The sequence below is a fragment of the Delftia sp. Lp-1 genome (assembly GCF_020523835.1).
Taxonomy (GTDB): domain Bacteria; phylum Pseudomonadota; class Gammaproteobacteria; order Burkholderiales; family Burkholderiaceae_C; genus Comamonas; species Comamonas acidovorans.
In genome coordinates this window covers 203,466-216,516 of record NZ_JAJALJ010000001.1, presented here as the reverse complement: position 1 = coordinate 216,516, position 13,051 = coordinate 203,466, and the positions used below count along the sequence as shown (strand labels likewise).

At 69.8% G+C, this 13,051-nt stretch carries 12 protein-coding genes; 3 read left to right on the top strand and 9 right to left on the bottom strand.

Going from position 1 to position 13,051, the window contains the following annotated elements; all coding sequences use genetic code 11:
- Positions 1-26: 26 nt before the first annotated feature.
- From LGR64_RS00915 to LGR64_RS00905, 3 genes are all read right to left on the bottom strand, one after another.
- On the bottom strand, positions 27-2,390 hold the full coding sequence (locus tag LGR64_RS00915; RefSeq protein WP_230354854.1) for a helicase C-terminal domain-containing protein: 2,364 nt from the start codon (positions 2,388-2,390) through the stop codon (positions 27-29).
- Positions 2,387-4,063 (bottom strand): VRR-NUC domain-containing protein, encoded by a 1,677-nt coding sequence (locus LGR64_RS00910; RefSeq protein ID WP_230354853.1) that lies wholly within the window; start codon positions 4,061-4,063, stop codon positions 2,387-2,389. Before LGR64_RS00910 ends, LGR64_RS00915 begins: the two co-directional genes overlap by 4 nt.
- Before the next feature lie 109 nt (positions 4,064-4,172).
- The gene (locus LGR64_RS00905; protein ID WP_230354852.1) at positions 4,173-4,985 is read right to left on the bottom strand and encodes an SDR family NAD(P)-dependent oxidoreductase; all 813 of its coding nucleotides are present in this window, start codon (positions 4,983-4,985) and stop codon (positions 4,173-4,175) included.
- A gap of 150 nt (positions 4,986-5,135) precedes the next feature.
- On the opposite strand from LGR64_RS00905, the gene LGR64_RS00900 reads away from it, so the two are divergent.
- Positions 5,136-5,339 (top strand): type II toxin-antitoxin system VapB family antitoxin, encoded by a 204-nt coding sequence (locus LGR64_RS00900; RefSeq protein ID WP_016448366.1) that lies wholly within the window; start codon positions 5,136-5,138, stop codon positions 5,337-5,339.
- Positions 5,336-5,716 carry a type II toxin-antitoxin system VapC family toxin gene (locus LGR64_RS00895; RefSeq protein ID WP_230354851.1) on the top strand — a complete coding sequence of 127 codons (381 nt, stop codon included), beginning with the start codon at positions 5,336-5,338 and terminating at the stop codon, positions 5,714-5,716. Before LGR64_RS00900 ends, LGR64_RS00895 begins: the two co-directional genes overlap by 4 nt.
- A gap of 77 nt (positions 5,717-5,793) precedes the next feature.
- Here the strand turns inward: LGR64_RS00895 and LGR64_RS00890 are convergent, their stop codons facing one another.
- The gene (locus tag LGR64_RS00890; protein ID WP_230354850.1) at positions 5,794-6,546 is read right to left on the bottom strand and encodes a helix-turn-helix transcriptional regulator; all 753 of its coding nucleotides are present in this window, start codon (positions 6,544-6,546) and stop codon (positions 5,794-5,796) included.
- Between the two features lie 229 nt (positions 6,547-6,775).
- Here LGR64_RS00890 and LGR64_RS00885 point away from each other — a divergent pair, with 229 nt between their 5' ends.
- Positions 6,776-8,356 carry an Ig-like domain repeat protein gene (locus LGR64_RS00885; RefSeq protein WP_230354849.1) on the top strand — a complete coding sequence of 527 codons (1,581 nt, stop codon included), beginning with the start codon at positions 6,776-6,778 and terminating at the stop codon, positions 8,354-8,356.
- A gap of 34 nt (positions 8,357-8,390) precedes the next feature.
- Here LGR64_RS00885 and LGR64_RS00880 read toward each other — a convergent pair whose 3' ends face one another.
- From LGR64_RS00880 to LGR64_RS00860, 5 genes are all read right to left on the bottom strand, one after another.
- Positions 8,391-9,149 (bottom strand): ABC transporter permease, encoded by a 759-nt coding sequence (locus tag LGR64_RS00880; protein WP_016448370.1) that lies wholly within the window; start codon positions 9,147-9,149, stop codon positions 8,391-8,393.
- Complete coding sequence (locus LGR64_RS00875) at positions 9,146-10,387, bottom strand: ABC transporter substrate-binding protein (protein ID WP_047219193.1); 1,242 nt, start codon at positions 10,385-10,387, stop codon at positions 9,146-9,148. Before LGR64_RS00875 ends, LGR64_RS00880 begins: the two co-directional genes overlap by 4 nt.
- Before the next feature lie 93 nt (positions 10,388-10,480).
- Positions 10,481-11,296, bottom strand: coding sequence for an ABC transporter ATP-binding protein (locus LGR64_RS00870; protein WP_043821690.1), 816 nt, complete (start codon positions 11,294-11,296; stop codon positions 10,481-10,483).
- Positions 11,293-12,381, bottom strand: coding sequence for an acyl-CoA dehydrogenase family protein (locus LGR64_RS00865; RefSeq protein ID WP_230354848.1), 1,089 nt, complete (start codon positions 12,379-12,381; stop codon positions 11,293-11,295). The genes LGR64_RS00870 and LGR64_RS00865 overlap by 4 nt, the downstream gene beginning before the upstream one ends.
- Positions 12,371-12,955: a carboxymuconolactone decarboxylase family protein gene (locus tag LGR64_RS00860; protein ID WP_230354847.1), complete on the bottom strand. Its 585-nt coding sequence runs from the start codon at positions 12,953-12,955 to the stop codon at positions 12,371-12,373. The genes LGR64_RS00865 and LGR64_RS00860 overlap by 11 nt, the downstream gene beginning before the upstream one ends.
- Positions 12,956-13,051 lie beyond the last annotated feature (96 nt).

The window sequence follows — 13,051 nt, the reverse complement described above, 5'->3', positions numbered from 1 at the left end:
CAGTCGTGGACTGGTGCGGGCCCGGATCATCGCATGCCCTCCACCCGCCACCAGCGCGGCAGCAGCGCCTGCACCTCGCCGCGCCGATAGCGGTCGTCGATGAGAAAGACCACGCCGCGGTCGCGCTCGCTGCGGATGACGCGGCCTGCGGCCTGGACCACCTTGCGCAGCCCCGGGTAGAGGTAGCTGTAGTCATAGCCCTTGTCCGCGCCGAACTGGCGATCCATGGCGCGCTTCATCTCTTCGTTCACGGGATTGACCTGGGGCAGGCCCAGCGTGGCCACGAAGGCGCCGATGAGGCGCTCGCCGGGCAGGTCCACGCCCTCGGAGAACGCCCCGCCCAGCACGGCGAAGCCCACGCCCTGACCGGCTTCGGTGAAGCGGGCCAGGAAGGCCGCGCGACCCTCCTCGTCCATGGACGGGGTCTGCAGCCAGACCGGCAGATCGGGATGGGCGCGCTGCAGGCATTCGGCCACGCGCTGCAGGTAGTCGAAGCTGCTGAAAAAGCACAGGTAGTTGCCGGGCCGGCGCGCGTACTGCGCGGCCACGAGGTCGGCGATGGGCCGCAGCGAACGGTCGCGGTCCCGGTAGCGCGTGGAGATATGGCCGGCCACCTGCACATCGAGCTGATCGGCCTGGAAGGGCGAGTCGGCCTCCAGCCAGTGCGTGCCTTCGGGCAGGCCCAGGATGTCGCGGTAGAAGTGCGGCGGGCTCAGCGTGCCCGAGAACAGCACCGAGGCATGGGCCGCCGCATGGCGTGCCGCCAGGTGGGGCGCGGGCACCACGCAGCGTATGCACAGCGTGGAGGCCGGCGCGCGACGGGGACCTGAGCGACCGGGCAGCAGGTGGACATCGAACAGCGCATGGCCGCCGAACTGCTCGGCCAGCGCCATGAACTGCAGCGCCTCCCAGTAGAAATCCAGCACGGGGTCGCCGGGCAGCATGGGGCTGTCGGCATTGGCGTCGGCGATGGCGGCAACGGCACGCTGCACGGCGCCCAGCAGGCCTGCGGGCACTTCCTCATGGGCCTGGTAGCTGGCGGTCTGTTCCTTGTTCAGCGCACTCCAGCTGCGGCTGAGCCGGTCCAGCGCCTTGCGTACGGCACCGGTGGCCGACTTGCGGGCGGCCGCCAGGGCGAACTGCGACAGCTCGGCCGTGTACATGCGGCGCGCGCGCTCGAGCAGGTTGTGGGCCTCGTCCACCAGCACGCCCACCTTCCATTGCTGGGCCTGGGTGAGCGCGTACAGCATGGCGGCGCTGTCGTAGAAGTAGTGGTAGTCGGCCACGACCACATCGCTCCAGCGCACCAGTTCCTGGGCCAGGTAGTAGGGGCAGATGTCGTGCGCCAGCGCCACGGCACGCACGGCAGGCGGGTCCCAGGGTGCCTGCTGCAGTGCGGCGGCTCGCGCGGCGGGCAGCCGGTCGAAGAAGCCGCGCGCCAGCGGGCAGGAGTCGCCGTGGCAGGCCTTGTCGGGATGCTCGCAGGCCTTGTCGCGCGCCAGGATGGCGAGCACGCGCAGCCTTGCGGGTGGCGCGGGTGGTGCGGGTGGCGAGGGCAGCGGTTGCGGCACAGCCGGCTCCTGCGGCGGTGGCTGGTGCTGCTCGGCGATCTGCCGGTTCACGCTGGCCAGCGCCTGCAGCGCCAGGCCATGGCCCGTGCCCTTGGCCGTGAGGAAGAACAGGCGGTCCAGGCCCTGGTCGGGCATGGCCTTGAGCATGGGGAAGATGGTGCCCAGCGTCTTGCCGATGCCCGTGGGCGCCTGCGCCATCAGGCACTGGCCGCCCTGCTGCGCGCGCGCCACGCGGTAGACGGCCACGGCCAGCTCGCGCTGGCCCGCGCGAAAGCCCTGCATGGGAAAGCGCAGCGCGGCCAGCGCCGCCTCGCGCGCCGCGCGGTGGGCGGCCTCGCTGCGCGCCCAGTCCAGGAACAGCGCGCATTGCTGCTCGAAGAAGGCGCGCAGCGTGGCCGCGTCTTCCTCCTGCACCAGCACGGTTTCCTCCGAGTTGCCCACGTTGAAATACACCAGGGCCACGCGCAGCCGCTGCAGGCCGCGCGCCTGGCACAGCAGATGGGCGTAGATGCGCGCCTGGGCCCAGTGCAGGGCGCGGTGGTGGGCGCGCACGCCCTCGATCTGGCCGCGGTAGGTCTTGATTTCCTCGAGCTGGCCAACCCCGGCGTCGAAGCCGTCGGCGCGGCCGCGCACGCGCAGGTCGCCGTATTCACCGGCCAGGCTGATCTCGGTCTCGTAGTCCTTGCCCCTGCGCGACTGCACCAGGCTGTGGCCGGCCATGCCCTCCAGCGCGCTGGGCGCGGGCGTGAAGCGCAGGTCCAGGTCGCCCGCGCGCGCCGTGAACTCGCACAGCGCGCGCACGGCCACGGTGTAGCTCACGCGGCCTCTCCCAGCGGCTGGCCGCGCCACTGGACATGGCACACGCGCACGGGAATGCCGTGCTCGGCACAGTACTGCAGCCAGCGGATCTGGTTGTCCTGCAGCTTGTCGCCGGGGGCCTTGGCCTCGACCAGTTCGTAGCGGCACTCGGCCGGCCAGAAACGCACCAGATCGGGAAAGCCCGTGCGGTTGGCCTGCACGTCGCGCAGCAGCCGCGCAAAGAACAGCTTGAGGTGGGCGGCCGGAATGCAGTCCAGCGCCAGCGCCAGCAGCGGCGCGCTCAGCGTGCCCCAGAACACGAAGGGCGACTGCAGGCCCTGCTTGTCGGCATGGCGCTGCACGATGACCTCGCGCCAGCTGCCATCGTCCAGATGCGCCAGACATTCCTCGAACAAGGCTGCGCGGCGCTGCACGAAGTCGGGCGCGGACAGGTCGGCCGGGCCGCTCTGGAAGGGGTGGAAGAAGGCGCCCGGCAGCGGCGCGAAGATGGCCGGCCAGCACAGCAGGCCGAACAGCGAGTTGATGAGCGCGTTCTCCACGTAGAACACGGGCGCGGCGTCGCTGTGCCAGTGGTCGCGCAGCACGTATTCGACCGATGCGGGCCGCGCCGGCAGCTCCAGCTCCACGTCCATGCGCATCTGCGCCACCACGGGCGCCAGCGCCGCCGCACGCCCGCGCGCGCCCTGCCCCAGGCTGCGGCGCAGGCGCGGCAGCATGCGCGCCACGCGCTGCAGCTCCTCGTCGCTCTCGGGCTGGGCCTGGGCGGCCTGGGCCAGCGCCATGGCATCGGCAAAGCGCTCCATGCGCTCGTACACACGCATGCGCCGGTGGCGGGCGCCGGGGTAGCGGCTTTGCGCATAGGCCTGCTCGGCACGCTCCCAGTCCTGCATGCGCTCGCAGGCCTGGCCTATGCGCAGCAGCACCTTGGCGCGGCGCTGCTCCAGCCAGGCATTGCCGCTGGCGCAGCCGACCACCTGCTGCAGCAGCGCGTCGATCTCCACGCCCTCATCCAGCGCCGCGCGGAAGGCCTGCAGGGCCAGGTAGCCATCGACATCGGCACGCGACTGGAAGGCCCGCGACGCCGCATCGAAGGCCACGGCCTCGTAGCGGAACACGCCCAAGTCGGCCAGCACGAATTCCGACCAGTCCTGGTAGAGATTGCCGAAGAACATCAGCCGAAAGCGCTCGCACAGCGCGCCCACCATCACGCGCCAGGCGGCTTCGCCGGCTGCGACGCCCTGGGGCTGCCATTGCGCATAGGGCCTGGGCGCCTCATGCAGGGGCTCCAGGGCCTGTAAAAGCTCGGCCTTGCGCAGGCCTGAGTGAACGGGTGCGCCTGCGAACAGCTGCAGCAGCTCGGGCTTGGTGTGCAGCGCAAACAGCTCCTCCAGCGCCATGGGGTGGCCCGCGTCCAGCCAGCCCAGATCCAGCAGGGGCGCGGCCGCGTCGGCAATGGCGGGAATCTCTTCGTACACCAGCTTGCCGGCCCGAAACCAGGGCCCGCGCCGCATCAGCAAACGCACCATCAGCGCCTGCGAGGGCTGGGGCAGCTGCGTGAAACGGGTGAGGAATTCCTGCTCGGGCGCGTCCAGCAGATCGCCGTAACGCTGGCCAATCCAGTCCAGCGCGCGCTGGAAGTTGTGCAGGTAGTAGAAACGGTGGGGAGGGAGCATGGGCCTGGCAGATCGGGCAGCCAGGCCGCTCGAAAACTGTATCTTTATACAGTCATCATATCAAACCCGATAGTGCTCACTTCGCGCAACGGACTTGCCCCGGGCAGGCTCATCCGGCCAGAAAGCCGCCATCGGTCGCCAGGCAGTGCCCGACCACAAAGGCCGCCTCGTCCGACATCAGCCAGACGACGGCCGTGGCCACCTCCTGCGGATGGCCCATGCGCCGCAGCGGCAGGCCCGCCGCCACGGCATGCATGTCGGCAATGCCCGAGCCCAGCATCATGTCCGTGACCACGCGACCAGGGGCAACGGCGTTGATGCGAATGCCGTGCGGCGCGTACTCCATGGCGGCGGCGCGGGTCAGCGACAAGGCCGCAGCCTTGGAGGCGCCGTACAGCGACAGGCCCGGGTTGGGATTGCGTATGCCGCTGACGCTGGTGTTGTTCACGATGGTGCCGCCGCCCGTGGCCAGCATGGCCGCCAGTTCATGGCGCATGGCGTGGAAGACCGCACGCACATTCGTATCGAAGACCTGGGAGAAGACCGCGTCATCCTGTTCGGCCAGCGCGGCGCAGCGCTCCTGGAAGCCCGCATTGTTGAAGGCCGCGTCCAGCCGCCCGAAGCGCGCCACGGCCTGCTCCACCACCGCTGCCATGTCCTCCTGCCGCGTTGCATCGCAGGCCAGGAAAAGGCCGTCTGCCCCCCGCTGCCGGATTTCCTGCTCCAGCTGCAGGCCCAGCTCACGGCGGCGCCCCGTGACCACCACGGCGGCGGCGCCCTCCTCGGCCATGCGCAAGGCGGTGGCCCGGCCTATGCCGCTGGTGGCGCCCACCACCAGGCAGACACGCCCCCGGAGCCGCCCCGATGGTGCAAGGGCCGGCAGGGGGCCGGCCAGTTCCAACTGACGCTGCTGCATGTCCATGGCGATGTTCCTTCGCAATTTGGTTGCATGGTACAACCAATAGATTAAAAACACCATGCAGGCAAAGCCGGCGCCATCCCGCGCGGCTCACCTGCAGGGATGCGCCATTGGATGCAAACTTGCTTCAACATTGATGCAATGAGGTCTGCCATGAGAACCACGGTCACCATCGACGACGCCTTGTACGAGGAAGCGCTGGAGCTGGCGGAGCCAGAAATGGACAAGGCCGACCTGTTTCGCGAAGCCATCAAGACTTTCGTGAGAGTGCAGGCGGCCAAGCGTCTGGCCGCGCTGGGAGGCTCCGCACCGGACATGCGGGAGATTCCCCGTCGCCCACAGGGCATCGAGCCATGAATCCCGTTCTGGTCGATACCTCGGTCTGGATCGATCACTTCAGGCAGGGCAATCCTCACCTGGCGCAGTTGCTGCAGCAAGACATGGCGCTCATGCATCCCCTGGTGCTGGGTGAACTGGCTTGCGGCACGCCACCGGCACGCGCACGCACGCTCGCGGACCTTCAGCGGCTCAAGCCTGCCCGACAGGCCAGCATGCGCGAAGTGCTGGCCTTGATAGAGCGCGAGCAACTCTTTGGTCTGGGCTGCGGTCTGATGGACATCACGCTCCTGGCCTCGGCACTCATGTCTTCAGGTGCCAGCCTGTGGCCGCTGGACAGGCGCCTGCACGCGCTGGCCCAGCGGTTTGGCGTCGCCTACCGGAGCGTCTTGCCGTAGGGCCGGTTTCCCTGCTTCTCGAAGGGCTGGCCCCGCGCACGGCGCCCGCGCGGGTTCGCACAAGCGCGCGACACGCGCTAGAAATCCGGCCTGCGCATCCTCGACAAGGCGTCCTGCCGATTGGCGGCTCCCAGCTTGCGGTAGATGTTTTCCAGGTGCCGCTTCACCGTGCCTGCACGCAACTGCAGCATGGTGGCGATTTCTGCGTTGGTGTTGCCGTTGGCGACCCATTGCAGCACTTCACGTTCGCGCGGGCTCAGCACGTCGGCAGCCGACGAGTCCGGTGAGAGCGCCTGCCATGCCGCCTGGCTGATTCGCTGCTGCTGGCTCAGGCGCCGCCACTGCGCCTGCGCATGCGGCCCCAGCAAGGTCAGCGCCATGCGCTCCGCAGCGGTGTAGCCGCGCGAGGCGCGTGTGACATTGAGGGTCAGCATCGCTCCGTGGCCCAGGTCCACGTCCAGCGCGAGTCCGTCCTGCTGGCCAACCTGGGAGTAGGCCTGGGCGTAGAGCGCCGTCCGCTGCCATTGGCCGCGAGTCAGCAGGTCGGAAATGCTGGCGGCCTGCGTCTGGCGCTGCCGATACAAGGGGTTGTCGGCCAGATACCGGTGCACCGCAGCGTTGACTTCGGAGGAAATGGCCCGCACCGGATCGTAGGCCGTGTAGCCACGGACTTCTGCAATGCCGGAGAAATCCACCACCCGTATGTCACCCGGCACCACCAGGCGCAGCGCGTGCAGCAAATGCGTGGCCAGCGCGTGCAGATCGGGCGCGCCGTGCACCGCGAGGATGGCCTGATTGAGTTGCCCCAGTTGCTGCGTTGACAGGGTCATGTCGCGGAATCCAATGGCGTGCTCGAGGTGCTGGCGATAGGTGGGCCGGCCGAGGCCGCATTTTCAGGCCTGCGATGTGCCGTCGGCACATTTTCACGATCTTCGCAGAAAGCTAAGGTCACGCGGTCCGCAACAACAGCGCGCGGGTCTGCCCGGGACACGCAGCGCAACGGGAGGAACCGTGCACGCTTTTCTTCACAGACCCCTTCGACGCCTCTGGCTTCTGGCAGTGCCTGGCGCGCTGTGCAGCCTGCTGGCACTCAATGGCCAGGCCGCGACCATCGTGGTCAATACCACGGACAACGCGCCCGGTGCAGCGGACTGCAGCCTGAACGAGGCATTGACCAGTGCACAGATGGATGACGGCAGTTGGGGCAACGGCGCATGCGTATCGGGCAATGGCGCGGACACCATCGTGTTCGACCCGGCCGTCTTTCCGGCAGGCAGCCTCACCGCCATTGCATTGGCAGGCCATTCCATCGATCTCAACTTCACCACCTCGGACATCACGATCGACGGGGACCAGCGGGTGGCGCTCGATGGGGGCAATGCCTCCCGCCTGGTCTCGGCCCAGGGCAGCGGTGTCCAGCTCACGCTGCGCGGGCTGACACTGCGCGGCGGGCAGACCGCCGCCGGTGAAGACGGCGGCGCCATCTACCTGGACAGCGGCGTCACCCTGCGCCTGGAGCGCAGCGTGGTGCAGGACAACACGGCCGGCATCAACGGCGGGGGACTGTACAGCCGCGACAGCACGGTGACCATCGTGGACAGTGTGTTCAGCGGCAACCAGGCAGGGGGACAGGGCGGTGCCATCTACAGCACGGGCAGCGGCTCGCTGACGGTGGAGCGCAGCCGCCTGTCCGGCAACACGGCCCGCACGCTGGGCGGGGGCCTGCGCAGCGGGGTGCCGACCACCATGACCGACAGCACCGTCACCGGCAACGTGCTGGCGTCTCCGGGCTCGGGTGCCGGCGTCTCGTTCACGCTCACCCGCCCCCGCACACTCCACGGCAACCAGATCACGAACAACGCGCCAGGCAACAACTGTGGCGGCGAAACGTTCACGGGGACGGGCAACCGCTACTGGCCGGCCAGCGATACCAGTTGCCCGGCGGCGGCAGGTGCCATCGCCAAAGCGCCGCAGGCCATCACCTTCACCACGGCACCACCGGCCGGCGCACGGGTGGGGCATACCTATGACGTGGCCGCCGTCGGAGGCGCCTCGGGAAACCCCGTCATGTTCGCCGTGGATGCATTGACCGCGGCGATCTGCAGCGCCTTCGGCAGCACCATCCGCTTCCAGGCCGCAGGGACATGCACGATCAACGCCAGCCAGCTCGGCGATGCGGACCATGACGCGGCTCCGCAGGCGGCGCAGATGGCGGCGGTGGGACAGGGCCCCTCCCGTGTCACGCTGACCTCCAGCGCCAATCCCTCGCGTTCCGGGCAGTCGCTGTCCTTCTCCGTGGTGGTCGCACCCGATGTCTCCCTGGGCACCGCCGCCGTCCCCACGGGAACGGTCGAAATCCTGACTGGCGGCCTGTCGCTGGGCACGGCGGGTTTGTCCAATGCCCGGGCCATCGTCGCCACCACCCAACTGACGGTGGCCGGCCCGCATGCCATCGTGGCCCGGTACGGCGGCGATGCGAACTATCTCGCTGCGGACAGCGGCGCATGGACCCAGACCGTGGAGCCCGCAGCCACGGTCACAGCCACCCCCGTGCCCGCGCTGGGCCCCTGGGGAATGCTGCTGTGCGCCGTGCTGACGGGATGGGCAGGACTGCGGCTGCGCCGCGTGCACGACACCTGATGCGGCACCTGATGCCGCCGCCTGCCCGCAGGCCTCAGGCCGAATGCATCCAGCGCTGGTGCAGCCACCGCGCCGCATGGTCCAGCGCATAGCCCAGGGCACCGATCAGCACCACGGCGGCCATCAGCTCCGAATACGCCAGGCGGTCGCGCGTGTCGAGGATGAAGTAGCCCAGGCCGGCCGACACGCCCAGCATTTCTGCGGGCACCAGCACGATCCAGATGATGCCGATGGCCAGGCGCACGCCCGTGAGGATCTGGGCCGTGATGCCGGGCAGCACCACGCGCAGCACGGTCTCGGTGCGCGTGGCCGACAGGCTGCGCGCCAGCAGCAGCCAGTTGCGGTCCAGCTGGGCCACGCCGGCCGCCGTGCTCAGCAGGATGGGCCAGACGGCGGCGAAGGCCAGCAGGAAGTACACGGGCGCGTCGCCCACGCCCAGCACCATCACGGCAATGGGCATCCACGACAGCGGCGAGATCATGCGCAGGAACTGGAACACGGGCGAGAACGCCTGCGAGAACCCGCGCGACAGGCCCACCAGCACGCCCAGCGGCACGCCGACCACGAAGGCCAGCAGCAGGCCCACGGCCACGCGCTGCAGGCTCAGCAGGGTGTGCATCCAGATGTCGGCGCCCGTCAGCAACTGGCCCAGCGCCTGCAGGGAAGGCCAGGGCGCGAAGGCCGCAGCCACGGGCGTGCTGCGCGCCAGCAGCGCGCCGCCCACCCACCACAGGGCCAGGACCAGGGCCGCGCCCAGCAGCGGCAATCCAATACGTCGCAACACCTGGCTCACACCACGATGGTTTCGCGGCGCGAGAAATCGGCCGGAATGCCGAAGACCTGCGGACCGCCCACGGCCTGGATGGCCTTGCGCACGAAGCGGTCGTCCACCAGGTCGGTGGCCGCGAACTTGGGCTCCAGCTTGTCGAGGAAGCGCGTGTCGCCCTCGACCTTGGTGGCCTTGATGGCGCGCACCAGCTGCTCGGTGTACGAGGGATAGGGATAGGGCTGGAAGTCGATGCGCCGCTGGTGCCAGCCCTTGTTGACGACCACGCCGCTGGCCTCGTAGCTGGCGTAGTCGGTGGCGGCCAGCACCTTGGACAGCGTCTGCTGCGGATGCGGCGTGTAGCGGCGCTCGCCGGTGCTCGACAGCAGGCGCGCGGCGGCCAGGCGGTTGTCGCGCGTCCACAGCTGGGCCTTGACCACGGCATTGGTCACGCGCTGTGCCCATTCGGGCTTGTCGGCGATATCGCGCTCGGCCAGGAAGGTGACGCAGCAGGCGTGGTCCTTCCAGACATCGCCCGAGAAGCGCAGCATCTTGCCCACGCCCGCGATCTCGGCGGCGGCGTTGAAGGGCTCGGCCACGATGAAGCCCGCAATCGACTTGCCGGCCAGGGCCGAGACCATTTCGGCCGGTGCCAGCACGACGAGGTTGACCTCGTTGGCCGCAATGGCGCCGCCGCGCGCGCGGGTCACGGCCGTGAGGCCGGCCTTGCGCAGCACGTCCTGCAGCAGGATGTTGTGGATGGAGTACCAGAACGGGATCGCCACGGTCTTGCCGCCCAGGTCCTGCACCTTCTGGATCTCGGGCAGCACGGTCAGGCCCGAGCCGTTGACGTGGTTCCAGGCCACGATCTTGGCGGGGAACTTGGCGCCGTAGCGCACCCACAGCGTGGAGGGCGTGAGCAGGTGGATGACGTTGACCTGGCCCGAGACGAAGGCCTCGACGATCTGGGCCCAGGAACGGAACAGGCGCGGCGCCTCTGCCTTGAGGCCTTCGGCCTCGAACAGGCCATTGCCGTGCGCCACCAGCAGCGGCGTGGCGTCGGTGATGGGCAGGTAGCCGATCTTCACGGGCTGGTCATCGCCCTTGAAGGCCTGGGCGCGCGCATCGCCTGCGGCCAGCAGCGGCGCGGCCACCGAGGCCGTGGCCAGCGCGCCCAGGCGCAGCATGTCGCGCCGCGTGAGGCCGCAGCCGCAGTCCGACGAGGCGCAGATGTGGGTGTAAGAAGGGTGGTCCTGGAAGCTCATGCGAAAGACCTTTCAGAAGAGCATGGTTGAAGTCGAAGAAATGGCGGATCTGCAGGCGGATCGGCAGGCGGGCAGGCAGGCAGGCGAGCCGGATCAGGCCTGGGCCGCATGGCGCACGCCGTGCAGGGCCGAGAGGATGTCCAGCCGCAGCGCGGTCACGGCGGCGGCCTGGTCCTCGCGCGGGCGCGCTATGTCCACGCGCCATTCGCGCACGATGTGGCCGGGCCGCCCGCCCATCAGCAGGATGCGGTCGCCCACGAGGATGGCCTCGTCGATGTCATGCGTGACCAGCAGCGCGGCCGTGTGCCAGCGGTGGACCACGTCCACCATCAGCTCCTGCATCTCGGCGCGCGTGATGGCGTCCAGGGCCGAGAACGGCTCGTCGGCCAGCAGCAGCTGCGGCTCGCGCGCCAGGGCACGCGCCAGGGCCACGCGCTGGGCCATGCCGCCCGACAGCTGCGAGGGGTAGAGCGCGCCGCTGCCGCCCAGGCCCACGGCCTGCAGCGCCTGCTCCACGCGCTGGCTGCGGGCCTCGGCCTCCAGCTTCGGCTGGCGCTCGAAGTCCAGGCCGAAGCCCACGTTGCGCCGCGCGTCCAGCCAGGGCAGCAGGCTGGGCTGCTGGAACACGAAGCCCGCGCGCGGGTGCGGCGCGGTCAGCGGCTGGCCGAGGAACTGGAGCTCGCCCCGGCTCCAGGCGCCGCCGTCCGGCGATTCGAGGCCGCCGAGCACGCGCAGCAGCGAGGACTTGCCGCAGCCGCTGCCGCCGAGCAGGCAGACGATCTCGCGCGGGGCAATGCTCAGGGAGATGTCCTCGAACACGGCCTTGCCGGGCGCATAGCCAAAGCCCGCGCCGCGTGCCTGCAGCACGGGCGCGGGAGCGTCAGGGGAGAAAGCTTCCGTCTGGGTCATGAACTGGTGGTTGCCAGGGCCGCGCCAGCCAGCGCACCCTGTAGCTGCGTGACGCTGGGCGTCACGATGGGGATGAAGGCCGCCTCGCGCCAACGGCGCGCAAATCCCAGCGGCTGGTCGCGATGATAAGCGCGCCCGCCGCTGGCGTGCAGCTCCAGCTGCAGGGACTGCTGCACGATGTCGTTCAATTCCAGGCGCAGGCGGAACAGGGCTTGAGGTCGGTCAAGAAAACGCCCATCGGACAGGCCCGCATGCAGCGTGGCCGTGGCCAGTTCCAGCGCGTGGCGCTGCTGCTGCAGCGGGCCGCCAAGCACATCGCGCCCGGCGCCGGCACGGGCCGAGGCCGCCGCCAGCGAGGCGCGCGCCAGCCCGATGCACAGCCCCAGCTGCAGGCCCATGAAGGCGGGCCGCACGCGCGGCAGGAAATGGTTGGCGTCGGCATGGATCACATCGGCCGGACCGATCTGCAGCCCCTCGATGGACAACGCCGCCGTATGGCTGCCGCGCAGCGCGATCAGGTCCAGGTCGGCGCTGCGCTGCAGGCCCGTCGCATCGCCGGGCAGCGCGGCCACGAAGGGCTTTGCACCGTCGCTGCGCGAGACGGCAACGGCCACCACGAAGCGACCCGGCGGCACTAGGTTGGTGGCCCAGGGCACGCGCCCGCGCAGTGCAAGGCCGTCGGCGCCGACAGTGCCGACGGGCGTGGCCTCGACCTGCAGGGCCTCGATGCCGCCCAGGTACTTCATGGCGTTGGACAGGCCCGTGGCGCCCGCCTGCGTGCCCTGCAGCAGGCCCGGCAGCCAGCGCTGGCGCAGCGCCGCGTTGGGCGACTGCAGCAGGTATTCGACAAAGGCGCGCTGCGCCCAGAACACGAAGCCCGCCGTCAGCGAATGCCCGGCCACGCCGGCAATGGCCTCCAGCGCATCGCCCAGGCTGCCGCCCTGCCCGCCCTCGGCCACGGGCACGCCCAGGCCGAACAGGCCGTGCTGCGCCACCCGGGGCAGAACCTCGTGCGCATGCGCGGGGCCTTCGTCCAGGGAGTCGGCATGGGCGTCCAGCCACTGCCGCAGCGAATCAGCCAGCATGTGTGTTCTCCTGCGGTTGTCGGAACTGTTCGGGCAGATAGGGCTGCAGCTGCGGGTTGACGGGGCTTTGCGCCAGGCTGTTGGCAAAGTTGCACAGCGTGGCCAGGCTGATGCCCAGCACCACCTCCAGCGCCTGCTGCTCGCTCAGGCCGGCCGCATGGAAGGCGGCCAGGGCCTCGTCGGCGACGGCGCCGCGCGTGGCGATCACGGCTTCGGCAAAGCGGCACACGGCGTCCAGGCGCGGCTGGCCCGTGTCGCGGCCGTCCTGCAGCGCCACCACCTCGGCCTGGGTCAGGCCGGCCTGCTTGAAGGCCAGCTTGGTGTGGCCGGCCACGCAGAAGTCGCAGCCATGGATGCGCGCGGCCGTGATCTGCACCACCTCGCGCTCGGCCAGCGTGAGCTGGGCGCGCGCGTTGATCTGGCCCACGGTCACATAGGTCTCCAGCGCCTGGGGCGAGTTGGCCAGGATGGCGATCAGGTTGGGCAGGAATCCGTTGCCGGCCAGGGCGCGCTCCACGAAGGGGCGGCTGGCTTCAGGAGCGGTTTGCGGGGTGTGCAGGGTCAGGCGTGCCATGGTGCTTTGCAGGAATGAAGGAATGCCTTCATGATCGGCCGCGCCCCCCTTGCCATCAATGCCGCCGCGTCGCGGATTTATGCCCGAACGTGTCAA

Excerpts from the sequence above, each read along its gene's own strand:
- LGR64_RS00910 (WP_230354853.1), bottom strand. The coding sequence starts at position 4,063 with ATGCTCCCTCCCCACCGTTTCTACTACCTGCACAACTTCCAGCGCGCG.
- LGR64_RS00905 (WP_230354852.1), bottom strand. The coding sequence starts at position 4,985 with ATGGACATGCAGCAGCGTCAGTTGGAACTGGCCGGCCCCCTGCCGGCC.
- LGR64_RS00900 (WP_016448366.1), top strand. The coding sequence starts at position 5,136 with ATGAGAACCACGGTCACCATCGACGACGCCTTGTACGAGGAAGCGCTG.
- LGR64_RS00895 (WP_230354851.1), top strand. The coding sequence starts at position 5,336 with ATGAATCCCGTTCTGGTCGATACCTCGGTCTGGATCGATCACTTCAGG.
- LGR64_RS00890 (WP_230354850.1), bottom strand. The coding sequence starts at position 6,546 with ATGACCCTGTCAACGCAGCAACTGGGGCAACTCAATCAGGCCATCCTC.
- LGR64_RS00875 (WP_047219193.1), bottom strand. The coding sequence starts at position 10,387 with ATGAGCTTCCAGGACCACCCTTCTTACACCCACATCTGCGCCTCGTCG.
- LGR64_RS00870 (WP_043821690.1), bottom strand. The coding sequence starts at position 11,296 with ATGACCCAGACGGAAGCTTTCTCCCCTGACGCTCCCGCGCCCGTGCTG.
- LGR64_RS00865 (WP_230354848.1), bottom strand. The coding sequence starts at position 12,381 with ATGCTGGCTGATTCGCTGCGGCAGTGGCTGGACGCCCATGCCGACTCC.
- LGR64_RS00860 (WP_230354847.1), bottom strand. The coding sequence starts at position 12,955 with ATGGCACGCCTGACCCTGCACACCCCGCAAACCGCTCCTGAAGCCAGC.